The sequence below is a fragment of the Sphingobacterium puteale genome (genome assembly GCF_003627955.1).
Taxonomy (GTDB): Bacteria; Bacteroidota; Bacteroidia; order Sphingobacteriales; family Sphingobacteriaceae; genus Sphingobacterium; species Sphingobacterium puteale.
In genome coordinates this window covers 1-24,561 of the sequence record NZ_RBWS01000010.1, presented here as the reverse complement: position 1 = coordinate 24,561, position 24,561 = coordinate 1, and the positions used below count along the sequence as shown (strand labels likewise).

23 protein-coding genes and 1 pseudogene are annotated in these 24,561 nt (G+C 40.6%); 10 read left to right on the top strand and 14 right to left on the bottom strand.

Annotated features, from left to right (window positions below):
- Window positions 1-148 precede the first annotated feature (148 nt).
- The 7 genes from D7322_RS14100 to D7322_RS14070 all read right to left on the bottom strand — a co-directional run bounded on the left by D7322_RS14100 (window position 149) and on the right by D7322_RS14070 (window position 7,367).
- The gene (locus D7322_RS14100; RefSeq protein WP_121124930.1) at window positions 149-3,793 is read right to left on the bottom strand and encodes a M1 family aminopeptidase; all 3,645 of its coding nucleotides are present in this window, start codon (window positions 3,791-3,793) and stop codon (window positions 149-151) included.
- Complete coding sequence (locus D7322_RS14095) at window positions 3,786-4,670, bottom strand: ABC transporter ATP-binding protein (protein ID WP_121124928.1); 885 nt, start codon at window positions 4,668-4,670, stop codon at window positions 3,786-3,788. The genes D7322_RS14100 and D7322_RS14095 overlap by 8 nt, the downstream gene beginning before the upstream one ends.
- Before the next feature lie 187 nt (window positions 4,671-4,857).
- Window positions 4,858-5,370: a GNAT family N-acetyltransferase gene (locus D7322_RS14090; RefSeq protein ID WP_121124926.1), complete on the bottom strand. Its 513-nt coding sequence runs from the start codon at window positions 5,368-5,370 to the stop codon at window positions 4,858-4,860.
- A gap of 168 nt (window positions 5,371-5,538) precedes the next feature.
- Window positions 5,539-5,931: a VOC family protein gene (locus D7322_RS14085; RefSeq protein ID WP_108637078.1), complete on the bottom strand. Its 393-nt coding sequence runs from the start codon at window positions 5,929-5,931 to the stop codon at window positions 5,539-5,541.
- Between the two features lie 22 nt (window positions 5,932-5,953).
- Window positions 5,954-6,403: an SRPBCC family protein gene (locus D7322_RS14080; RefSeq protein ID WP_121124924.1), complete on the bottom strand. Its 450-nt coding sequence runs from the start codon at window positions 6,401-6,403 to the stop codon at window positions 5,954-5,956.
- Window positions 6,404-6,503: 100 nt separating this feature from the next.
- Window positions 6,504-6,923: a DoxX family protein gene (locus D7322_RS14075; protein WP_121124923.1), complete on the bottom strand. Its 420-nt coding sequence runs from the start codon at window positions 6,921-6,923 to the stop codon at window positions 6,504-6,506.
- Between the two features lie 21 nt (window positions 6,924-6,944).
- Window positions 6,945-7,367 carry an SRPBCC family protein gene (locus D7322_RS14070; protein WP_121124921.1) on the bottom strand — a complete coding sequence of 141 codons (423 nt, stop codon included), beginning with the start codon at window positions 7,365-7,367 and terminating at the stop codon, window positions 6,945-6,947.
- 137 nt (window positions 7,368-7,504) lie between these two features.
- Between D7322_RS14070 and D7322_RS14065 the strand changes: the two genes are divergently transcribed.
- Complete coding sequence (locus D7322_RS14065) at window positions 7,505-8,473, top strand: GlxA family transcriptional regulator (protein ID WP_121124919.1); 969 nt, start codon at window positions 7,505-7,507, stop codon at window positions 8,471-8,473.
- 98 nt (window positions 8,474-8,571) lie between these two features.
- Here D7322_RS14065 and D7322_RS14060 read toward each other — a convergent pair.
- Window positions 8,572-10,329 (bottom strand): annotated as a pseudogene (locus D7322_RS14060) (DUF885 domain-containing protein).
- Window positions 10,330-10,589: 260 nt separating this feature from the next.
- On the opposite strand from D7322_RS14060, the gene D7322_RS14055 reads away from it, so the two are divergent.
- Genes D7322_RS14055 through D7322_RS14045 form a run of 3 tightly spaced genes read left to right on the top strand, consistent with a single transcriptional unit; the run spans window position 10,590 to window position 12,728 of the window.
- Window positions 10,590-11,063 (top strand): carboxymuconolactone decarboxylase family protein, encoded by a 474-nt coding sequence (locus D7322_RS14055; protein ID WP_121124917.1) that lies wholly within the window; start codon window positions 10,590-10,592, stop codon window positions 11,061-11,063.
- Between the two features lie 50 nt (window positions 11,064-11,113).
- Window positions 11,114-11,452 carry a YciI family protein gene (locus D7322_RS14050; protein ID WP_121124915.1) on the top strand — a complete coding sequence of 113 codons (339 nt, stop codon included), beginning with the start codon at window positions 11,114-11,116 and terminating at the stop codon, window positions 11,450-11,452.
- A gap of 46 nt (window positions 11,453-11,498) precedes the next feature.
- Window positions 11,499-12,728 carry an RNA polymerase sigma factor gene (locus D7322_RS14045; RefSeq protein WP_245971344.1) on the top strand — a complete coding sequence of 410 codons (1,230 nt, stop codon included), beginning with the start codon at window positions 11,499-11,501 and terminating at the stop codon, window positions 12,726-12,728.
- A gap of 54 nt (window positions 12,729-12,782) precedes the next feature.
- Here the strand turns inward: D7322_RS14045 and D7322_RS14040 are convergent, their stop codons facing one another.
- Window positions 12,783-13,346, bottom strand: a complete 564-nt coding sequence (locus D7322_RS14040) for a hypothetical protein (RefSeq protein WP_147430425.1) — start codon at window positions 13,344-13,346, stop codon at window positions 12,783-12,785.
- On the bottom strand, window positions 13,327-13,860 hold the full coding sequence (locus D7322_RS14035) for a hypothetical protein (protein WP_147430424.1): 534 nt from the start codon (window positions 13,858-13,860) through the stop codon (window positions 13,327-13,329). The genes D7322_RS14040 and D7322_RS14035 overlap by 20 nt, the downstream gene beginning before the upstream one ends.
- Before the next feature lie 198 nt (window positions 13,861-14,058).
- Here D7322_RS14035 and D7322_RS14030 point away from each other — a divergent pair, with 198 nt between their 5' ends.
- The 3 genes from D7322_RS14030 to D7322_RS14020 all read left to right on the top strand — a co-directional run bounded on the left by D7322_RS14030 (window position 14,059) and on the right by D7322_RS14020 (window position 16,765).
- Entirely contained in the window at window positions 14,059-14,871 is an 813-nt protein-coding gene (locus D7322_RS14030; RefSeq protein WP_121124909.1) for a hypothetical protein, read from the top strand.
- 166 nt (window positions 14,872-15,037) lie between these two features.
- Complete coding sequence (locus D7322_RS14025) at window positions 15,038-16,126, top strand: DUF6688 domain-containing protein (protein WP_121124907.1); 1,089 nt, start codon at window positions 15,038-15,040, stop codon at window positions 16,124-16,126.
- Between the two features lie 72 nt (window positions 16,127-16,198).
- Window positions 16,199-16,765 (top strand): AAA family ATPase, encoded by a 567-nt coding sequence (locus D7322_RS14020; protein ID WP_121125102.1) that lies wholly within the window; start codon window positions 16,199-16,201, stop codon window positions 16,763-16,765.
- On the opposite strand, the gene D7322_RS14015 is transcribed toward D7322_RS14020, so the two are convergent.
- Complete coding sequence (locus D7322_RS14015; RefSeq protein WP_108637092.1) at window positions 16,759-17,337, bottom strand: TMEM175 family protein; 579 nt, start codon at window positions 17,335-17,337, stop codon at window positions 16,759-16,761. The genes D7322_RS14020 and D7322_RS14015 overlap by 7 nt on opposite strands.
- The gene (locus D7322_RS14010; protein ID WP_121124906.1) at window positions 17,330-18,049 is read right to left on the bottom strand and encodes an outer membrane beta-barrel protein; all 720 of its coding nucleotides are present in this window, start codon (window positions 18,047-18,049) and stop codon (window positions 17,330-17,332) included. The genes D7322_RS14015 and D7322_RS14010 overlap by 8 nt, the downstream gene beginning before the upstream one ends.
- 219 nt (window positions 18,050-18,268) lie before the next feature.
- Here D7322_RS14010 and D7322_RS14005 point away from each other — a divergent pair, with 219 nt between their 5' ends.
- The 3 genes from D7322_RS14005 to D7322_RS13995 all read left to right on the top strand — a co-directional run bounded on the left by D7322_RS14005 (window position 18,269) and on the right by D7322_RS13995 (window position 19,988).
- Window positions 18,269-18,691 carry an OsmC family protein gene (locus D7322_RS14005; protein WP_121124903.1) on the top strand — a complete coding sequence of 141 codons (423 nt, stop codon included), beginning with the start codon at window positions 18,269-18,271 and terminating at the stop codon, window positions 18,689-18,691.
- Window positions 18,692-19,009 (top strand): hypothetical protein, encoded by a 318-nt coding sequence (locus D7322_RS14000; protein ID WP_121124901.1) that lies wholly within the window; start codon window positions 18,692-18,694, stop codon window positions 19,007-19,009.
- 100 nt (window positions 19,010-19,109) lie between these two features.
- The gene (locus D7322_RS13995) at window positions 19,110-19,988 is read left to right on the top strand and encodes a pirin family protein (RefSeq protein WP_121124899.1); all 879 of its coding nucleotides are present in this window, start codon (window positions 19,110-19,112) and stop codon (window positions 19,986-19,988) included.
- A 184-nt stretch (window positions 19,989-20,172) separates the two neighbouring features.
- On the opposite strand, the gene D7322_RS13990 is transcribed toward D7322_RS13995, so the two are convergent.
- Both D7322_RS13990 and D7322_RS28770 read right to left on the bottom strand, forming a co-directional pair.
- On the bottom strand, window positions 20,173-24,039 hold the full coding sequence (locus D7322_RS13990; RefSeq protein WP_121124898.1) for a TIM-barrel domain-containing protein: 3,867 nt from the start codon (window positions 24,037-24,039) through the stop codon (window positions 20,173-20,175).
- Between the two features lie 329 nt (window positions 24,040-24,368).
- Window positions 24,369-24,561 (bottom strand): hypothetical protein (locus D7322_RS28770; RefSeq protein WP_220700078.1); only part of this gene is annotated, 193 nt, incomplete at its 5' end.

Here is a 24,561-nt window from a genome sequence, read left to right as displayed (position 1 = left end):
AAAAGCGACTTTTTTGCGTTTAATTCCCACTCTTCACCTATTATTCGCCGGATAGTACCTATTACAGTCTACACAGTTTTACAATCTGTTATGGCCGTTTTATAATTCGTTAGAACAATGCCCGGGATAACAACAAATCTGGACTTCGTTAGATATCTTTTCTATTATCATCTGAATCAATATCAATCAGTTTGTTGTACGGATCCACACCGACCTGCGTAGGTTTTTGATCGACAACTAATGTCAACGTATTATTGATCTGATCAATACGATGTTTTTTGAGGTAAATTTCCAGTGGTTTTCCATTTTTCTTATCCGCCGCTTTTGAAAAAATACCAATCTCAATATAGTCTCTCAGTGGTAAGGATTTCAATGTCACCCGATCTGATTTTTTAAATAATAACGGTTTGCTACCTTGATCATTGTAACTCTTTTTCCCATTGGCATCCACGCGATACTTAGCCACTTCAAATTGAATATCCACTTGATATTTTCCATTTTTCAGCTTTTTAGTACTCACCTTCTCCACTTTATTGTTGTACAGGGTGATTGTCTCAAACATATCTTTGATCAGATAACGAAGTGAATCAGGTGTCGCTTTGCGAAAGTAATCCACAAATTCCAAGGATGTTGTATAGGGTGGATTTTGGAAAGCTGTGCTGTCCAGATAGGCTTTTGCTGTCTGGTTGAAAACATGTTCACCCAGATAGTCACTCAGCGCATATAAGACCAAAGAACCTTTTTGATAATGAATATACATTTGGTTTTCGTTGTACATCAATGGTCTCTCGCCTAATTTTTCTGCACTTCTCCCCTTTAGATAACCATCCAGTGCATCTTTGAGAAATTTGCGCATCTGTCCTTTTCCATACCTCTTTTCCAGTACTTTCAAAGAGGAATATTCAGACATACTTTCTGACATCAGTGTGGCACCCTGCGTATTGGCGCCGACAACTTGATGTGCCCACCACTGATGCGCTATTTCATGCGCGGTCACAGCATAGGGATAATCCACCGCATCGTCTTCTTTCTCATCCACATCCGCAATAAAACCTATCGCCTCCGAAAAAGGAATGGTATTGGCAAAAGACTGCGCAAACGTTCCGGCTGTTCGGGGAAATTCAACAATTCGAAGTTGCCGATGTTGATAAGGACTATATTGGCTAGTAAAATAGGCCAAGGAAGCCTTGCTCGAGGCCATCATCCGATCAAGATTATAGGTATGCCCTTTGTGGTAATAGATTTCCAAATTAACACCATTCCATTGATCCTTTTTCACCTCATATCGAGCGGAATTAAAAGCAAAGAAATTCAGGATCGCTGAATCCATTTTATACTGGTAGTATTTTCTTCCATTTTTCTCCCATTTTTTGGTCAAGTATCCCGGAGCAATGGCCAATTGATCCGTATCGGTACTCACTGTTGCCTCAAACCTAATCCAGTCTGCGTCATTTGAAATATAGTTATTCTTTCGCGCATTGGAATCAGTGGGCGAAGCCATACGATCCCGATAAGGTAGTCCATATTTTTTACGGATATCATTATCCACCAGCTCGCCCCGGTCTAAATAGCCGATATTCGGAAACAACATATTGTTAATGAAAGTTCCATTGCCTTTAACGGGAGACTTCTCGTTCACCCAAGTATTGGCGGGGCTAACTGTAGTAAAATTTAAGACGATAGAATCCCCCGGCGCCATTGGCTTGACCAACTTATAGATATTGAAATTGTAAATATCATCGGCAGAAATCAGCTTATTAGGAACATCAAAAGAGAAGGTATAGTCATAATCATTATAATTGACAAAAATGGAGTCTATGGCAACAGTAGTTTTATTCTTCAGCACATAAGAAGCCTGTGCTTTAAAGCTACGCGTCGAAGGATAGATATCCATATTGAACTTGATGTCAACAACACGGGGCTGAGGCCGAAATTGATATTTTTTGTACTTCTTTTCCCATTCCACGGACTGCTTTTCATGATCAAGACTTGTATAATAAGGATTTTTAATATGGTTCTCATAATATATACCCCCACCGATCCCTAAAAAACCAATTAAACTCAGGAGAAGAACTGTTATACTGCTCGGGCTTAAGCGAGCTTTCAAGATCGCCAAACGTTCCTTCATGCCGGAGAATCCGCCTCTACGCCAAAGTAAAAGAGCTATCGTAAGAAAAAACACCGCAAATAGCAACCAATAGGCCCGATAAGTTAAAAAGGGTAAGATATAGCCAAAACCGTCCATATCTGAATAGTCAAGCCCCGGCCCCTGGTTAAACTGATAAATCGCCTGCTCTACGCCTACCATCGATAAAAATGGCAATCCGATAAATAAGGTTAACAGGATAAAAAAACCAGCCAGATAATTTTTGAAGAGCGTATGTACGAAGGTGGCTACAAATAGCCATACGATATTTGCCAACATACCATACACCATCAGGTGCATGATGTATTGCCCGATTTCGAAATGATAATAATGATGATAGACCTGAAATGCCATACAGGTGAGCATTACCACCGTGAGCAAGGTCAGTTGCATCAAGATGATCGCGATTATCTTGGACCCCATAAGCGCCCAATTCGGAACTGGCGTCACATCCAATAGTCCGCCCATGCGTGTAATACTACCTCGATGAACCAATAAACCAGTGAAGAGGAAAGTCAGGATCAACAAAAAGAATTTAAAGGTCGTTCCAGGTATCATCAGCATTTTCCAGGTAACGGGGTAAGTCGAGGTACCAAAAATCGCACCGATTGTACTAGCCATCAAAAGGATAAACAGCACACCGACCAGGGTTAGGATCAAAAAAACCGGATTTTTAACAATATATCGATAGTCATACCGCGCCAGTGTCCAAGTCGTTTTCAAATAGTGGACGGTTGAAAAGTCGTAGCTTACTTTCGGTAGATTGAGCCGAAAAACACTGTCAAAATTATTCTTTGTCAGGCGTTTTCCTTTCTTGCCTGTTTTTACTGAAATGGAATCCTGTGAGAAAGAAAATAACAGGTAAAATCCGCCAATAAACAATGCTGCCACAGCGAGCCATATCAGACGATTATAGATAATTGCCCCCAGAAAAGGAAGATTGTTTGTGTTCTTTTCTTCAGGAGACCAATATTGTGTGTAGTAAGAAATGGCGCTATCACCAAAGGGATCTATCAATGCCCCGAGATAGCGATTATCGGCGTTTGTTGTCAGATTCTGGACAAGTACCTGTACAATAATAAGCACCAGCACCGCAACAAAACCTACATATACGTTACGGGTAAAAGTGACCAATACAAAAATAATAGCGCTAAGGATAACCAGATTGGGAATAACCTGAATAAGATAGGTCTGGAAGTAGGCTAAAATATGTACGGGACCCAACAAGGCTGGATTAATCCCCGGAACAAACTGTGCAACAACTATACCTAAGGTCGATGCCAGTACGATGACGAGTACGACAGCTATCGATCCAAAAAACTTGCCCAATAGATAATCTGTTTTGGTAAACGGATAACTAAAAAGAATGGTATGTACATTATACTGAAAATCCCGATAAACACAGGCCCCCACAATCGAGGGAATTAAGAAATAGATAATGGAAGACATTCCGTTTATCATCTCATTAATAGCCCAAGGCGAATTTCTGATGGTATTGGATGAAGTCGTCGCCGTGACGCCATCAAATATCCCTAGTGAGGACAACATGATGAACAACGACAGGGCAAAGAATAAAGCCATATAAATATAGACGGCGGCACTCTTAAACCAACGTGTAAACTCAAAATTAAAAATCGGACTAAACATGGCGCTGGTCAGTTTTTAGTGCAACAAAATAGACATCTTCCAGTTGCCCTTGTGCATTTACGAAGGATTCATCTGGCTGCACATCACTATAAACCCGGATATTGAGTGTATTATCCTGATTATAGTTTGTAGAAATGACGTTATACTTCTGTGTATACTCATCCAATTGATCGCGGCTAATGATCCGTACCCAGATCTTGCCTTCCAATTGTTCTATTGTCTCCTTTGGCGTACCGCGCAATAGTATTTTACCCCCATTGAGAATAGCAAGTTCATGGCATAATTCGCGGACATCATCCACAATATGAGTCGAGAAGATAACCGTATGATTGGTTCCGATCTCCCGCAATACATTTAAAAAACGGTGTCTTTCAGCAGGATCCAGTCCCGCAGTAGGTTCGTCAACAATAATCAGTTTGGGATCGTTCAGCAATAACTGGGCAATACCGAAGCGTTGTTTCATTCCTCCCGAATAACCACTCACACTCTTGTTACGGACATCCCAGAGGTTGGTTACTTCCAGCACACGCTTGATGATAGCCTGCCGATCAGCACCTGTCTTAATCCCTTTGAGTTTCGCGAAATAGTGTAATAAATCTATCGCCGAAAGGTTCGGATAAACACCAAATTCCTGTGGTAAGTAACCCAAAACTTTTCGCAGTTCCATTTGCTTTCCAAGAACATCAATATCACCAAAAGTAATGCGACCATAATCGGGCTTCTGAAGAGTAGCTATAGTGCGCATCAAGGATGATTTTCCTGCCCCATTTGGTCCGAGGAGACCAAACATTCCCGGCTTTATTTCTAAGTTTACTTCGTCTAGTGCCTTTACACCATTAGGATAGGTTTTACTGAGATTTTCTATTGATAAATTCATAAATAAGTTTAACTGTTAATAATTCGTTAGTATACTGCAACGACAATTTGTTACAACAATATAACAAAATTTCACAAGAAAACAGGCAGATCTACCTATTTTTCAATGAAATATCAACTAAAAACAGTTATTGCCCGTACAGCTCAATCGAGGTATGAAAACCGTATAGGCAAATTGGAATGGCCGCTTAGAGCTTTAACTCAAATAGACTTACCGTGGCTTTATCATAATGCGCGGGCAGACCGGATGTATCAGAAAGTTTCTTTAATCCAAGAAATTCGAAACCACATCTGGTATAATGTTCAATAAGTCCCTTATTTTCCCCCACTGTATCCAGGCGAACAAAGTTCTTATTATTTGCAATGGCATATTCAACCGCCCAATGCACAATGTATCGAACGAGATTCTGGCCTCTAAAATCGGGGTTTGTGGCAATGCGATGAATATAAACCGCCGGGTCTTCATTTCTTTCTTCCCAGATATCAGGGTCATCGAATGTGGTCGCCCAGACACAGGCAATATCCCGACCGGCAACCATTTTCCATTGCCTATGCACTTTCAGTTCCTGCTCAATAAGCTTCCGGTCAAATTCAGGCCAAGAAACAACGGATTTTGCTTTTTGAAAATCTGTCGCAAACTTATAAAACTTAAAAATCGAATCAATATCCTGCGGGGTACTATTCCGTATCTGTAGTTCCATTATTATCACTAAATTACTGTTATCAACTTTGCCTGAAGCATACACAAAATTACACTTCTGCGAATAATGGTAATGGATACAGATCATTTCTATATTAGGGTATCAGTTTCTGGTGCCATTTGCCCAAATTGCCACAATAATAGCTGTTGGCTACAACGGAATAAACTTTCATCCCAAGATCCCCAATATCCATTTTACGTCAAAAATATCTGTCACTTCCACCAATTGATCCGTCTCGTTGTTACCTAATACGGGTTGACCAGCCCCTGCCGCCAGCTTAGCGACGAGCCGTCCACGGTCAGCCACATTCGTACAAGGTAAAAACACCGAAAGATAGTTGCCAATTTTTCGACCATCATCGTGTACCAGATCCGAACCATAGATGACCACACTGGGAGAAATAAGAGAGGCACTTACAATAGGTAGCTCTGAATACCCATTTATTTTTTTATCTAGCCTGTCAAAATCCAGGCTCCCGCCAAAACATGACTGATAAAACGTAAGCGCCTTTCTACAATCCCCCGAAAATGTGATAAAAACCCCGCTTCTTAACCGTTCCATATCCTAAACAAATTGAATTAAACTATGCATCCGGTATGACGGGCTCCACAAGTTTTTTCATTTTTTCCAACGATTCCTGCCATCCCAGGTAACACATTTCGGCGGGGATAACGTCAGGAATTCCTGTTTGTTCTATTTTAAGTTCAGTACCGCAGCTGACTGCACGCAGCGAAACTGTCGTTGTCATTTCTCCTGGTAAATTGGGATCATCAAAGCGGTCAACATATTTGATAAATTCATTGGGTATGATTTCCAAATATTCACCGCCAAATGAATGACCATTGCCCGTACCAAAATTGATAAATGTCATCTTAAACTGACCGCCTACTTTAAAATCCATCTGCTGTACAGTACAGACAAATCCATAAGGCGGTAACCAAGTGGCATGCGCTACCGGATCCGCGAATGCACGGAATACTTTTTCAGGGCTGGCCTGAATAATCCGATGTAAAGAAACACTATTTGTTTTCATCTCGTTTGATTGTTTATAATGTAAATAGATAATACTACCTTTTTGTTCTTTTTAATAAATTCTCAATAAACCGATCCTTTCGGATGGGAGCACTGTCATATTAAGATATCGCTGATGCGCCTGTGTATGTATCCTGCTGTGCTGCACGGCTTGCACCAGCTAGCTTTGACCGATAGACATAAGATAACATCAGTATACCCAATACAATAAGCGGCAATAACATATAGGTTATATTTTTATCCACACAAGCGTGGCTGATAAAGGCAAATAGTAAACTGAATGTCAATCCTGCATAAGCCCATTCTTTTAATTTAGCCGGAAACTGCGGAATGGCAATGGCTATGACGCCAAGAACTTTACAGATAATAAGGGCATAAGCGAAATAATCCGGATAACCCAAGGGCTTCGTTCCTGCGTTCATATATTGCGGTGCAAATAGTAATGTGCCCAGTGGCATAACGCCTTCCCAGATAACAATTAATATTGTCGCTATCCAGAAGATAATTTTATTTTTTTTCATGATGTTGGTATTTTATAGAGATTAATTTGTTGATTCAACGTGTTTTACAAAATTATTAAGAATAGCTTGCCAACCTTGCTTCTGAAATTCAGGATCATTCATCTGCTCCGCATCAAAGGTGGTGCTCATAATTGTCTTTCCACCTCTTTCAGAAAATAATGTGCTTACTTTCCGACCATCTGACATGGTATAGGCGATTTCCTGATACAATTCTACCTTATCATAAGTCCCCTCAAAATCGAACACAAAACTTCCATCCTTTGCTTCCATCCGATTTTTAAAAGTACCATTCACACGCAAATCGTTTTGACTGCTTGGACAATGCCAGCTTGGATCCGCGGCATTCCATTGCATGATATCCGCTGGCGCATTCCATTGCTGCCACACTTTTTCCACCGGTGCATTTACTGTGGCTTCCACGTTGATTTTTGTTTGTCTTTCCATGATTTCTTTTTATTTGTTTATAATGATATAGCAAAGATGCAAAGGATTTTAAAGGCCGACGTATTGTAAAACCGACAACTTTAGGGGTGGATTACGACAAAAACAATTTGTACCTTTATCTCATAAACCCAAAAGATATGCAAATCTCTGTTTTTGTTCCCAAATATGGTACTATCGAAGGTATTACGCCAGCATTTAGAACCTTTCATACGGCCAATGAATTTTTATCGGCTTTTGGAAAAAAACCGATATTCAATGTTGAATATGTAGGCCTTAGTGAATATGTACCAGCCAATAGCGGCGAGTACACCATAAAAACAAATCGCTTACTGCAAAATGTTGACCGCACCGATCTACTGATCATACCGCCTACTTTTGGTGATATTGACACCGGAATAAGGGACAATGCCGAAGCCATACCTTATTTTAGAAAACTTCACTTAAAAGGCACCCGCTTGGCTAGCCTATGCGTGGGAGCTTTTCTTCTGGCAGAAACAGGGCTCTTAAATGGAAAAAAATGCTCGACTCATTGGGCTTATATCAGCGAGTTCAAGGAAAAATACCCCGAAATAGAAATCGAAGATGGCGCCGTTATCACCGAAAACGACAATATATATAGCAGTGGCGGTGCCAGCAGTCTGTGGAATTTGATACTATATCTTGTCGAAAAATTTTCCGACCGTGAAACGGCAGTTATGATCGCCAAATATTTTGCATTGGATATCAGCCGTGACAGTCAGTCCCAATTTGCGATATTCCGCGGCCAACGCAATCACGAAGATCTGGATATCCAGAAAGCACAGGACTACATTGAACTGAAGTATGAGGAAAAAATTACGGTCGAAGATTTAGCCAATTTTGTTAATATTGGCCGTCGAACTTTCGAACGAAGGTTTAAAGAAGCAACAAATAATACGCCCGTGGAATATATCCAGCGTGTACGCATAGAGGCAGCGAAGAAATTTTTTGAAGCTTCAAGGAAGAACGTTTCCCAAGTGATGTATGATGTGGGCTATACCGACACTAAAGCTTTTCGCGATATCTTCAAGAAAATAACGGGCCTTACACCCATAGAGTATCGAAACAAGTTTGCTAAAGTCGCTTAAGAGAGAAAGATTCATTAACAAAAAGTAGCTGTATAGCATAGCAATAAAATCAGAAAGCCACCCGATATCAGGTGGCTTTCCAATACAGTTTCTTATACCTATTTTTTTAGCATCATTTCCCGGATATATTTTACGGGCGAATTACCAAAGCTCAGAAATTTCTCATTGAAGGCTTTCAGTTTAAATTGAGCACCTTCCTCCTTTTTCACAGCTTCTCTTAAATCGTAGATTTCTTTATATCCTGTAAAATAGGATGTCAGCTGCACACTGCTAACGGATACTCTTTTCCACTTTCCAACGGCTTCGGCCTGTTGTTGAAACGCTTCGTCAACCAATAAATGCATTGCATCCTTTTCGCTCATATTCTTCACATGAACACTATAATCCAATATTGCATTACACACGGTACGCAGATGCCATTTATACCACATCAACCACATTTCAGGAGCATTGTCACCATAGCCATTTTCCAGCATCATCTGCTCGGTATATACGGCCCAGCCTTCGATCATCGCACCATTCCCCAAAACACTCTTGATTAAGCTCGGTGATTGATTGGCATAGACCAATTGCGTATAATGTCCGGGAATAGCTTCGTGGATATTCAAAATCTGCAAAATATAGTGATTGTATTCCCGCAGATAGCTTTCTGAAGCTTCTTTGGACTATCCTGCAAGACTACCGACATTGTAGTATGTATTTCCACCTTTATCGTAGGGCCCCGGAGCACTGATAGAGGCTCCGGCCACACCGGCCATGTAGGCAGGTTCTTTCCGCACAATCAAAGGCTTACTATCATCAATATATAAAAGATTCTTCTTCTTCACAAATTCCACCAGTTTTGGAATCTGTGCTTCAATAGCAGACTGAAAATCGGCCGCTTTGACGTGATTAACAGACAAGGTATCAATCATCTTGCGGATCAGGACCAAACTATCTGTCGGCTGCACGGCCTTTCCAAAATACTTTGGCCATAGCTCCTTACTGATTTTATGCATTTCGGTATGCAAATAACGCTTACGTGCTATTGCTGCATCGTAGATCTCCGCAGCTGTAGATCCTGATTGGATATCAAATTTAAACTTTTGATCATATAGTTCCTGCCCCAATCTAAAACCTCGCGGAGACGGATTGGATGTTTCCTTTAAATAGGTTACAAATCCCTTTATTGCTTTTACAGCTTGATCGGCTTTCGTTTGAATAGCTGCCTTTTCAGTTGCCGGAAGATTGGATTTTTTTAGAGAATCACGCAGATCGGTTTCAAATACAGATAATCCACCCAAATTTTGCTGTATGGCCAAATCTGTCAATACCAAAGCTGGACTCTTGATCTGCCCTTTCGCGGCTTCATAATAGGCTGGAATTTTCGCTATGCGCTGTTCAATAGCGTGAAGGCGGTCGTGCAGTGGAGCATAGTTCTCAGCCAGCATAAAGGCGATGGTTCCGCTTACATTATAGGCAGATGGGTTCCATTCATACGCCCGCTCCTTTTCGATCGACCACACATTGGATTCCAGATAATTCTGGATCAAATGGTAATCCGTTTGTTGCGAGAGATTCAGATCATGCAGATCAAAGCTTTTTAACTGATCGAGCTGCTGTTTTGAAAATTCCAAGCGTAATGCCCTACTTTTAGCATCAGGAATCGTCAATAACGAATCGTATCGATGAAAACCTACCTGTGTGGCCCATTCCGGATTTTCTTTCCAGAGCTGCTCGATGAATCTATCTTCGTAAGCTTTAAAACTTGCATTGGAGGTCGTATCCGCAACGGCTTTTTTAGAACTGGAGCTCGACCCGCAGGACGCCAGGATTCCAAAACTCAGGATAGAAAACGTATATGTTATCAGTTTCATTGGAGTAATTTGACTAAAAATAGCAATTGTTGTTGATTGTTGATCAATCACCTCAAGGATTTTACAATTCATATCGCTGCAACTTTCCAATCTATAGCTAAGTATGGAATTGGTCGATTTTATTAGAAAAAACAAAACATAAATAGCTAATAATCAAAATATTAAAAACAAATAAAAAAATATTTAGCGCCTTATGTCCAATTTCTTTAATTTCAATCATTATTGTAGTGTAAAACAGTTACACTTAAAACAATAATAAAATGAAACAACGAATCAATTTTTTCGCAAAAGGCCAAAATGCGATGAAAGCTATGTTTGGATTGGGAGCTTATCTAGGTAAATGTACCATCGAACAAGAGCTTTTGCATCTGATTTATTTTAGAGTATCACAGATCAATGGCTGTGCTTATTGCCTGGATATGCATTCAAAAGATTTGCTTGCCACAGGTGAAAATCCACAACGTCTATTTTTATTGGATGCTTGGCGTGAAGCACCGCTTTATAGTGCACGTGAACGTGCAGCGTTGGTCTGGGCTGAAGCAGTAACGAAAATAACCAATGGAGATGTACCCGACGAAGTTTACGCCATTGCAGATCAGGAATTTTCTGAAGAGGAACTCATCGACCTGACTTTGGCCATAACCACAATCAATGCATACAACCGTTTTAATATTTCTTTCCGCACGGAAGCCGGCGGATACAAAGTGGGCCAACATAAAGTACAGACAGCATAACAAAGCTAAAACGAGATAAGTCAATTTATTTAACAAATTAAACGCGAAGCATGAAGGATTTCATCTTATTATTTCGGCAGGCCGGCAGTGAACCGCCGCTTTTGAACGAAGAAGAAATTGCCAGAATAAACAAAAAATGGGAGGATTGGATCGGTGGTATTGAAGCACAGGGAAAATTATCTGACCATGGCTCACGCCTTGAAAAAAGTGGAAAAGTATTAAAACCGGGCGGGATTATTACAGATGGTCCGTTTGTGGAGATCAGGGAAAGCCTCGGGGGTTTTATAGTCATCTCCGCAGAAAACCTTGAAGAAGCAACAACATTGGCGCATGGTTGTCCCATTTTGGAATCTAGCGGCAGCGTTGAAATTAGGGCACTTTTGGTTTAAAAAAATTTTATGGGCAGTTGTACGCTATACAACTGCCCTATTATGTATGATGGAATCTAATTTTCTAAAACAGCTTTTTCAACAAGAATTCACCAAGATCGTCGCTGTGATTTCAAAACGTTTTGGGCTACAACACATTGAAATGGCCGAAGATATTGTCAGTGAGACTTTTTTGCTGGCTACGGAATCATGGCAAACGAAAGGTTTGCCCGCAAATCCAAATGCCTGGCTGTATTCTGTAGCTAAACAGAAAACCTTAAGTCACTTTAGAAGGAATAAAATTTTTGAAGACAAAGTGGTTCCGGAAATACATCAAAATCAGATTGCCGCGGATTATACCGATGAATTTAGTTTCACCCAGGAAAACATCAAAGATAGTCAGTTAAAGATGCTGTTTGCCATCTGCACACCTGCAATTGCCAGTGAAGCCCAGATAGGTCTTGCACTGCGGATTCTATGCGGTTTTGGGATTGAAGAAATTGCCGAAGCCTTTCTTTCAAACAAGGAAACCATCAACAAACGGTTGTTTCGGGCAAAAGAAAAGCTTCGCACAGAAAAGATCCAGCTCGAATTGCCTTCCGAAAAGGAAATCGTGAAAAGACTGGATAACGTATTGCATATTATTTACCTTTTGTTTAACGAAGGGTACTACTCCAAGACCCAGAATGAGATTCTAAGAAAGGACCTGTGCGTTGAGGCCCTACGCCTGGCTCTCATGTTATCTACTTACGAAAAGACAAATGTCCCCAAAACGAATGCGCTCATCGCGTTAATCTGTTTTCACTCCTCACGCTTCGATGCCCGACACAGTATCGATGGAGAGTTCATTTTGTATGAACAACAAAATGAGAAACTTTGGAACCAAGCCTTAATCAATCAGGGAATTTATTTTTTGAATCTCTCGGCGGATGGCGATCAATTGACCTCCTACCATATCGAAGCAAAAATTGCGCAGTGGCATTGTGCAAAAGCAGATACCGTAGAAAAATGGGAACAAATCCTTCAGCTATACGATCGTTTGCTGGCGGTGAATTATTCGCCGGGTGCAGCACTCAACAGAACCTTTGCCTTATACAAAGCTAAAGGTCCAAAAACTGCACTGACCGAGGCAAAAAAACTAAATCTGACGGATAACCACTTTTATTATGCGCTCTTGGGAGAGCTTTACAAGGATATGGATCGACAAAAAGCAATCGCGAACTTTCAGCGTGCACAAGCACTGGCAAAAAGCTCCCTGGAACGGGAAACTATCCAACGCAAGATCAATATGCTGTAAAGTTCGCGATCCGTTACACTTTGTCGGCTTTTATAATCAGCTAATTCTTCTGCCTTAGCTGATCATGGATCCCTTTTTTGAGTTTTGCCAATAAGTCATAAACAGTTCGTAAAGTTCGCTGGGTTCGATCGCTATCACAGAAGCCGAGTACATAATATTTAGCTGTTGTGAAGCCTCATCATAAGCCATTTTCCATAACATCGCTGAAAGCCGGTCTTTATAATTGGAAGCATTGCCTAAAGTGACAACCACTAAAGTATCTCCGCCTACTTTCTGTAAGTTAATTGCTGTGACATCATCCCAATTACCGGCACCGAAAGCTTTTGCCATTGGCGTAGTTTTTCCGGAGAAATGACTTTTGTTCAATGAAATCTGCGCAGATTTGTCCCGAAGACTTAATAAGCCATTCACCAAAAGACCTAACATTATAAGCAATATTCCACCCGAAAATACCGCAGGTTTCACTTTTAATTCACCGTCAAAGATTCCGATACAGTACAAAAAGAGCAATAAAAGAACGATACAAATCACGCCTGACAGACTTAGAAGCTTAGTAGTTTTGCTTCTATTTCTATATAAGTTTACTTCCTGATCCATCTTAATTGCCCCAGTTGACATTAAGGTTATGCTTTTCGGCGTATGCTTTTCCTAGAACATATACCTCATCAAATGTTTTATCAATCCCGGGCATGTAATCTTGTTGTATTTTTTGTAGCAATACCTGCTTTTCTTCAGTAGATCCCTTTTTATCACAAAGTTTAGCATAAGCAGTATACTCATTTTTATAGACCGGCAGCACCTTTTCAAATAAGGCGATAGATTTTTCTTTTAATGCTTTTGCATCATCATCCGAAACATGGAGTGCATTGATGTCTTTTAATGCTTTCTCTACTGTTTGGATCTTTATGTCCACGGTTTTTTGCGCTTCATCACCTGCGTTCTTACTCGAGGGGATATCGGCAAATTCAACAGTCTCCTGTTCGAGGCGTTTACCAAAACGGTCTGGAGCAAAATCGGCTATAAGATTAGTATTTAGAACAACTTTTCCGAAAAAATTTTCTGGGCTTGGAGCTTGGCAAGCAGTGAAAAATAGACTCGCCGACATGAAAATAATAAATAGTAAGTGCTTCATAAAAAATTTTATTTTGTCCGAAATTAATTAATATTAGTTAAACCGGCAAACCATCCCATTCTTCACTATTGCGTCCATAATAGCTAAAAAAACGTATACCGCACGCATCCCGATATTATCTTTTGCATTTCACTTGACCAACACGCTAAATTTTAATAATTTAGCAATTATAGAACAACAGATTAAAAACCGCTGATTATGGGCTTTGATATTAGTTACCATCCTATTTCTGAAGAACAGATTAACGCCTGGTATTTTGAATCGATTGCAAATCCTGAAAAAATAGAAACGCTGGCATACGAGTATCAAATTGATGATTTCTATAAAACAAAATATCAGGACACCATAAACGCCGGTCGGGAAACAGATCAGAATGATTATTTCGACAAAACACATGGTTTCTTTATCGCCGTCGTTCAAGGTTTTTTTGAGACCTATTTCTATGTTCGTGGCGGCGCATTATCTTTCTCAATGAATAAATTATTAGATTCCTATTATAAAAAATGGGAAGAATTTATTCCAATAACTTCGCTCACAAAAAAAGTACAAAATAGGCTTATTGAGAATTATTGCTCCGGTGTATATATTTCGGCCGATCAGGTCATTCGACTGTTGGAAGACTATCACCATAATCCTGAAATTAGATCGGAATTGGATCAATTATTTTCTGAGGGACGCATCACGATTTTCTTAAAGGCATTGAATTATGCCAAAGAGCGTGGTCTAGGCCTCCTGGAAGCTACGGAAGTTGTGGAACCTCAGCCTTTTGATCTGAATGAGTCTAAAAGTTATTCTAATCTCTTTAACTGCGACAAAGAAGGTCCATTGCTTTATCAAACCACAGCATTCGAACAGATCAAAGATATCGAACAGCGTAATGGTCTCCCTGAAAATGAGATCCTACCCAATTTGAAAGTTGAAAAAGCACACGTAGATCCTGCGGAAACAGATACGGAGAATTCACATGAAATCAGCAAAAAGAAAAACTTTTGGAAACGTTTATTTGGTTAAATCCGGGCACACAGAGACAATGTTACAAATCCCGCCGACACATTCAGCCGACAATGAAATCGTCAGCTCCAGGATCGTCTTCGCGATGAAGAGAACTTTGATCGCCTTGAACGTGAATTAAAAACAATGATTTACCCCCTTTCCCCCACTAATAATACTTGCTGCCATGTCCATTGTTTTATTCATTATCATTGTTTTTTTTGTGGGATTAAATTATATACTTCGTTCCACTGTTAAAAAACAACATAAAAAGATATCTTCCGTTGAATATATTGTTGTTATTGGCTACATACTATCCTTAGCTTTATTTGGAGCAGGTCTGTTGACCCATTCGAGTCAATATCATGAGGCTGTCGATCCCGTTGATGGCGCCTGCTACCTACCTTTTGGTGGGAAACATGCCCTATCGCTGTCTATCTATTTTGTTGCTTTCAATGTTGCTGTAAACGCCGTTTGGATAAAAGGTCGACAAATACCACCAATCCCCTTAGTCCTTGCCCTTATTATTTTGATGTTGGGATGTATAATCAGTATCTTTGTGCTGACTCAGGTAAGCTATCACGATACATCAACCTTAAGCATCTATGTCGGGAATGAAGGCACCTTTTACTTTATTTTTACACCGCTTTTCTGTTTTTGTTTTGGCATAGGTTTTATCTGGAAGATCATCCAGGAGGAGAAGACAACAGCGATCCACAGAAACTATCAAAATCCTATACTGAACAAGATCAATAGGCAACTTTCGTCCAAGATGGACTATCCGGTATGGGCGCTGATCTTACTTGTTCCTTTCTTTGTCATCATAACTGCTATTCTTATCCTATTTGGCCAGGATAGTGACTCAATGGCCAAAGTGTTCACCGAGACCACTACCTGGGCTTTTTCTCAGAAAATGCATCCACCTATTTTAGACCATCGGGGACATTACCTCTGTACCGTGGCTGCAAAAGGTGATCCAACAGTTGTAAAACCATTACGTTTAGGCAATCGGCATGGAAATACGATCATCGTTAACCGTCAACTGCTGGTGGCTAATGCCTTTGAGGAGATCTTAAGCGACTTATGTCCAAAATTGCATCGTTATATACGTTATTTTTACGACAGATACGGATACAACATCTCCACCAGAATCAACTCGGTCGGGGCATCAAACCTAACCTACAGGTTAATGAAACCACTGGAATATACTTTTCTCTTCTTCCTTTATCTATTTTATGTAGAGCCCGAGAAGAAAATCGCCAAACAATACACATAATCATTTCAATCTTTACATCCTTCGAATAAGTACCTATATTCGATGCATTGGAGGACCATGACATTTTTTTATATGGATCAAGAAAATTATTTTATTGTCCTAACCGGGGGACCCGGTGTCGGCAAAACTACATTACTCAACAAATTAAAAAAAGAAGGCTATAGAACAGTGCCCGAAGAAGCACGTCGAATCATTCAGGAACAGGTAGCAAAAAACGGCAATGGCTTACCTTGGAAGAATAAGCAACATTATGCCTCATTAATGTTGGCAGCGTCCAATGCTCGTTACCTTCTCGAAATCAAAGAAAACACCCAACGCCAACAGTATGTCTTTTTTGACCGGGGTATTCCAGATACACTCGCCTATATCGACATGGAAAAGTTAACTGTTGCGGCTCCTTTACTTGAAGAAGCCAAAAGATACCGTTATCATAAAAAAATATTTATTCTTCCGCCATGGCAGGAAATTTATGAAACCGATCATGAGCGAAAGCAGACTTGGGAAGAAGCCGAAGCTACATTCTATCAGATGAAAAGTGTCTATGAACGGCTTGGATATATGGTCATAGAAGTACCTAAAACATCCGTCGAACTACGCTATCAATTTATATGCGAATCGCTCGGATTAGCTACTCACTGATCTTTCATTAAGGTTTCGATGCGACGATCCGGAATTAACCACATGATGGCTACTGTACCATACATCAACAGACTAACGTACGGATTTATAAAAGATATACCGATCCCAAGAAAATACAAGGCTGTAGAAATGTTCTCCTTGGTCTTCGATTTGACGGCACGTTTCAAAGCTGACTCTTCCCCTTCCGTCTGGACCGCAAAATATTCAACAATGTTGTAGGCTACGGAACACATGATCAATACAACGCCATAGGCAATAATGGGATCACGTTCAAAATGGGATTCACCAATCCAGTTGGTTGTCAAAGGCATCAAGGAGAGCCAAAATAAAAGGTGTAAATTTCCCCATAATACTTTCCCATTGACTTTCTGAACAATCTGAAAAAGATGATGGTGATTATTCCAATACAACCCAACATAGACAAAGCTGACTACATAGGAGACGATTTTGGGAAACAGGGGTTTTAAACTAGCAAAAGTGTAACCTTCAGGTACTTTTAATTCGAGTACCATAATGGTAATGATGATGGCCAATACGCCATCACTAAATGCTTCCAGCCGGCTTTTAGTCATTGTTATAAATCGGTGTTAAAAACTGATATTGCAGCCCCAGGCGAAACACATTCAATCGTGCCGGTCCTGGGTTATTGCCATCTACTCCATCACGATAATCCTTTAAACCCCAAGAATAGCCTGCAAAAATCGTATAACGGTCGTAATTGACATTAAACTGTAATCGCGGGCGAATATCAACATCAATTACTTTACCTCTATCCCGTTCAAAACTTGTCTTATTGCCACTCTTATCTTCGATACTTCCGTTTTCCTTGATGTTCAAAGTCTTCGCTACATCAACACCGAATTGCATATCCATTGTCATCGGTTCAAAATAAACACGATAGCCGACGAAGGGATTAAAATTCAAAAATTGTTGGTTGAGCTTGGTCAGCCCACGACTGCCATTTGCGAATTCATTGCCTTCCAGGTCAACCTTGGTCTGTAAACGTTCAAAAGCAGCTTCTACACCTAAAAGAAAGTTATTTGCAAAGACATAACGGTAGTTCACTGCACCACCCAGATTAATTCCATACTTTTTACCATAAGGATTATTGGTATAATAATCCTGCTGACCAGAGCCATTTAAAGTGCTTTTAGCGATGCTTCCAGACCCCGTAAAATTAGAGACACCGGAAGTTACACCGACACGAAGTTCATGGGTTTGTGAAAAAGCCGCAAACGGTACGGCACAGGCTATACATGCAAAAAGTAAAAATCTCTTCATCATAAAAATATAAAACAATCTAAAATTAAGAAAATTTAGGCGATTGAGCCGATATTGCCACTTTATTTTTCAAACAATTATTTTTTGTTCCATCATGCAGTATATTGAGTCAAATTCAGGTAGCCAAATAAGTCCCTCTTTTCCATATTTCTTGAACTACATCAATGGAATTGAATCAAATGGACTTTAATTTTGTTGTATCAAATCAAAGGAATACATCGTATGAAATATATCTTAGAGAATCCTGTCAGCGGCCATATTGGCCAGCAAAAATATAAAACGACCATCCACTGGCGCAATGGTGAACTGATTACCGATGAACCTGAAAAATTGGGTGGAAAAGATCTCGGGCCTGACCCATACACCCTATTGGTCTCTTCCCTCGTTTCCTGTACATTAGCAACTTTGCGGATGTATATTGACAGAAAAGAACTTCACATCGACGAAATACAAGTCACGGCCAATTTATATCTACGAATTGAAAAAGAGCAAGTAGTGACCTATTTTGACCGAGAAATTTCATTCGGACAGGCGATCGAAGAAAACACGGTATTACGTTTACGGCAAATTGCCGATGAATGTCCGATTTCAAAGATATTAAAAGGCAATTCCGTTGTGAATACAATCATGAAAACAAACAATTAAATGAAGAATTTAATCATTATTTTGTTCGGAAAAAACGAGGAAATCCTCCACACACTACAGCGGATCATAACGGGTACAAGTGGCTGGCAAGCGGTCATTCAGCAAGATCTCTCCACTTGTAAGAAATACCTCTCCAGTTACCCTGTCGACATCCTGCTGCTGAGCTCTGGTTTATCAACACTAGAAGAAACCGAAATCATGGACCATCTTTCTTATTTAGACCATCCGATTGGTTTGATAAAACATTATGGAGGTGGAAGTGGGCTTTTGAAAAATGAAATTTATAGTTTATTCCCTGATTTGATTCCCAGCAAATAAATGAATTTACAAAGAATGGTCTGTTTTTTTGGGTTATTAAACCAGTTCAATGAAAAATACTCCTTAGCAGACTAATTTTGAATATATAAATCGTAAGATCATGAATAAACAAAACTTTATAAAAAAGGGACTTTTAGGTTCCGGAATATTTGCATCAAGTGCTGAGTCAGCAGATGTCATGAAGAATGAAATCGATGAAATAGAACCTTTGGAAACATTGGATGCCAATGCAGTGCAATACAAGTCCGATCAACTGGAAAACCATAGTGTACTACACAAAGCAACGAGCCGGGGTTATGCGGATCATGGCTGGTTGCAGAGTAACCATACCTTTAGTTTTGCCAATTACCATAATCCCGAACGTATGCATTTCGGTGTACTCCGGGTACTGAATGATGATATTGTTGCCAAAGGCAGGGGTTTCGGATTGCATCCGCACGACAATATGGAAATTATCAGTATTCCCCTGGAAGGGGATCTGGAGCATGAGGACAGTATGGGCAATCAGGCCATCATCCGAAAGGGAGATATCCAGGTGATGAGCGCAGGAACAGGTATCATGCATAGTGAGTATAATAAAAACACCGATCAGTTTGTTAAATTTCTGCAGATCTGGGTCTACCCGAACCAACGCAATGTAGCACCTCGGTACGATCAGATAACCTTGGACAAATCACAAAGACACAATAAGTTTCAACAGATCCTTTCACCTGATCCGGCAGACGAAGGAGTATGGATACATCAGGATGCGTGGTTTCATATGGGTAATTTTGACAAAGGTGCTGAAGCAAATTACAAAGTTATGAAAGCTGGAAATGGCGTTTATATTTTCGTCATAAGCGGAAGTGTCAACGTAGCGGGACAAGAGCTGGAAACGAGAGATGGCTTCGGTATCTGGGATATTTCGGAAATTAAACTTATGGCCACTTCGCCCGATACTGAGATCCTCCTGATGGATCTTAACATGATATTAAATTAATTCACTGTCATCCTGAAGCGACAGATAAGCGAGATATGATTAAAATATGGCATCACTTTATTGCTTTTACCGCCGGCTAAATCCAGCGGTATTCGTAAGCCGGATGCTCGTATTCCTGATCGGATTACCATTGTAAAAGGGGAATGTTAACATTCCCCTTTTTATCGTCGTTACAAAATCTACTTTAAAAACTGATCGAATTGAGTTTTTTATCGACTAGAATACCGTCTATCGCTTTTAAATTGAAGTTAACGTTACGTTTGGCTTTCAATTTGATCTTAAATAGCACTTCGGAGCCATTCAGTGTTTCCTTATTGCCCAAATTCACAAAAGTAGGATACAAAGCTTTACTGCCGTTTGTATGCAGACGGTCATTAGTATAGTTATTCATTTCCTTTAGGTGTAGCGGATCTATTCCGACAAACTCAAAATCGCCCTGATTATAAGGCAATGCGAAGCTAAGCGCATTCACCGCTTTAAGGTTTTCTCCGCTCACTGTGATTTCAACGATATCACCAGATTTCAAAGCTGTCTTGGATGCCGTCAACTTCAGCTTACCGGCAACTTTTTCCTCTTTGCCCGGTTTGGACCCGCCTTCGATCGACACGGCAATATTTGAGATATCATAGGCATCAATCAAATTATTTTTATTGACATCACCATTACCCACATAGCCTTCAAAATCCCCATCCCCCATTCTTAATCCGGTATAGTTAATATAAGAAGTCAGATCATTATGGTCGATCAGGCGATCGTTGTTAATATCGCCAGGTAAATAACTAGTCGATCCGGGCACCTTAAAGACATAGAGCTCACGGCCTGAACCGAAGCCGCCGACAGCCTCCGAAACCGAAATTTTAATAAAACGTGCGACAGGATGCTGACCAAAACTAAAGCCCTTCATTTCGCCATCACGTTTCCACTCAAAGCTTCCGACCTCAGACCAGGTATCTTTATCATTGCTATAAAATACTTTACCTTTTAAAATGATGCCGTTGCCACCATCCGTCCGGGGAAGGTACTCAAACTTGTCCAGCTGATTGACGGATTTCAGATCTAGCGTAATATCAAACGGAACCGCAGTTTGCCCCCACTTGGTATGCCACATATCCCCTTCATCGTAGTTGAACAGTTTATTGATGCCGTTGCCTCCTTGATTGTCTACAGAGGTCTCTGCTTTAATACCTTCGATCGCAAACTCCAGCGGATTAGCTTTTGTTTTTGCACTAAATGTACTCCAATCAGAAGCACCCGCTTTATTAACGGATCGAATTTTAAAGTTATATTCAGTTTCTGCATCCAGCCCTTCAAATAACAATTGATTATCTTCAATGGTCGAGTATATCAGATCATTAAACGCAATCTCATAATAGTCTGCATTGGTGACCTTCTCCCATGTCGGTGTTAATGTGTAGGCTTGGGTATTATTCTCCGTTACTTTGGCACGAGGAGGCGTAAGCGCACCCGTCTGTGCCAAATGCGCGTCATTAGGCGTGAATCTGAACCCATCAACTTGTATTTCTAGCGCTGTTGATGACACATCCTGCTTACCGATACGTACTAAAACCATCGGATTTTTGATTAGCTTGACCTTTTCAAATTCGGATCCCTTTGTTGCAAACTGATTCAGATCAGGCTGTGCATCGTAGAAGTAGGCATTTTCCAGGTTCTTAAATTCAGCCAGTGAATGTGCCGTCTGAAGTTTTATTCCTTTTTTATTCACTTTAGCGGTTACCTTCTTCGGGGCAGCGGTTACATTAAAACGGACTTCTGTCGCTTTCTCTTTTTCGAATCCCTCAAATTCCCCTTCTGATGGCGCTACTGTGAACAGCACTTTGTCTTCTTTCTGTATGGAAGAAATCTTTGTATTGACGCCTTTTCCATAACGATAAGCTTCTGTTTTTCCATCGTCATCATATTCCGTGAATTCAGAATTTCCAAACGGATATACCTCGTAAATACGCTGATCCTTTTTGATCTCCTGTACATTATTATTTGGATTCGTAACAGGAATAATGGCTCCATTTTTAACAAAAACCGGTAGTTTCCAAATTGGTACATCAAAATTATTGATGATACGTCCGCCTGTATATTTTTCACCGGTAAAGTAATCTATCCATGCTCCATCAGGTAAATAGATACCGTTTCGGATGTCATTGCCCTTCTCATCCACGCGCGTCTCCTGATAGATCGGTGCCACCAAAAAATTAGGCCCATACAAATACTGATATTGTGTCGCCTTTCCAAGTGTGTACTGATTTGCCTGTTCCAAAAACATCGCACGAATCATCGGCAGACCATCGACAGCCTGTCTAGCTATACTATAGCTATAAGGAACCAATTGGGATTTCAGCTTCAGGTAAAGACGGTTGATGGAAGTTGCTGGTTCGCCCAAAGCATGTGGATACTTTTCGTTGGATCCCCATCCGTCCATATTCAATTCCATTGGTGTCCAAGTTTTCCATTGAAAGTCCCGAATGTTCACCTTAAAGTTTTTTCCACCAAAGATTCCATCCATGTCTGAGGTAATATTTGGCTGTCCGGAAAGACCAGAACCGATATAGGTCGGAATATGGAATCGGATATATTCCCAAACCCCACCGGTCTGATCGCCCGACCAAATACCGGCATAGCGTTGTGTTCCTGCCCATCCATCCAATGAAATAATAAACGGTCGTGCATTATTACCATAATAAGGCATGGTATGCCCAACGTCAGCAACACCGTTTAAGCCAAAGGAATAACCGGGCCCTACCCAAGCGACATCCGTCTTTAGAACCCGGACACCTGCATCACGTACTTCTTTGACAATATCTCTTTGCAGCAATGCACTGATGCTGTCTTTAGGATGCAGGTCAGACTGCGTCCATAAGCCAATTTCCACGCCGTTTTTACGAGCATAATCACCAAATTCCTTTAGGTTATTAATATTTCCGTCCAATGTCCCGGTCTGACCATATCCCGCGCCATAGCCGTCATTGGGCAGAATCCATCCCAAAGGCATATCATGCGCTTTATAGCGATCTATAACGGCACGGGCCGAAAATTGGTAATTCCCTTTTTCGCCATTCAGTGATTCTTTTATACCGCCATTTTCCTTTTGGCTTTCTTTATAGCGTTTTCCATCTTCAAACAGAATTCCCTTTTCATCCTCTTTCCAAAAATCTCTATTATATGCATTCAAGTGACCTTCATATAAGCCAAATTTTGGCAGAAGTATGGGATTACCAGTTAACTGATAAAAATCTTTAAGTAAGGGTACCGTACCATTATTGATCATAAAAAACACATCCAGATAATCGGTGTCATGGGATAATTTTACAGTACCTTTTGTTTTAGCCCCAAATGCGTAATTCCCTTTTTTGAACGTATGCCACATAAAGCCATAACCGTTCGTTGACCAAAAATAAGGTGTAGGAGATGCTACACCGCCATCAGTCCAGCTATTTTGGTTTTCAATTGCGATCGCTCTACCTTTATGGGAGAACCGCCCATTTTGTACACCACCGCCGAAAAAGTATTCATCCTTATTTTCTTTCAGCGTTAAGGTCACTTGTTTGGATTCAAAAGCAATAGGTTTTAAACTCTCGACGACAACCTTATTTGTGATACGGTTGAGGATACTAAATTGAGAAGAATGTTTATCTATGGAGAATACAATATCTTTGGTTGTGATCTTAGCTTTACTGCCATCGTCTTCTACTTCCAGCTCATTCACCGCCTTACGTGGCTGTTCGACAAGGATCTTTGCCTCAGGTTTTGCTTCCGGATCGCGGATAATACCACCATGTATATCCTGAAACATTCTGAAAATATGATTTCCATAAAAATCCAATGTCAGCCTTTGGTTATTTTCATATACAATTTCCACTGTTGTTGGATTAATTTTCTGTACAGCAATAATCCTGCTAACAGTGGCGCTTTGTTCCACCTTATAATTAGCAGCTGGGCGGATCATCGCACCGATCTTATTCGATTGAAAAATAAACGGAGAAGCCAATCCCACCAATAAACTAACTTGCGCTTTTGTACTCCAAAAAGATATCTTCATGTGTATCATTTATAATATTAAATCGCATTGCTATATCTCCATGAGAAAGCGGCGAAATGCTGTTAAATTAACATAACAATAATACAATAGTAAATCCAAGTAAAAAAGAGCTTGCGAAATGCAAACGATTGTCCAATAATAATGTTGCAGGAGTCAAGTGATTTTAGCCGACCCTTCCTCCAGCGGTACTGCTTCCAAGAAGACGGTTCCCTGACCGAGTTATAGTCTTTATTTATTCACCTCCCGGCTCTGGGGTAAAGGCTTATCAACAGAATTTGGGCCATGGTTTACCCGGCTGCTGAGTGTGCACGGTACGTGACCGTGCGGTGTCAGGAGCTCCGAGCCGTTTCCCGGAGTTTGCTCGGCCCGCCGCTTCTTGATAGCGAACATGGAGCGGGGGCATAGTACCGGCAAAGGGAGGAAATGGACCGGAGGATAAATAAAGGTCCTTGGGGAGCACCCAAACGAAAGAAGCCCTTGACTGTTTCCAGCAAGGGCTTCCGTGTAAAAAAAGGCACCGAC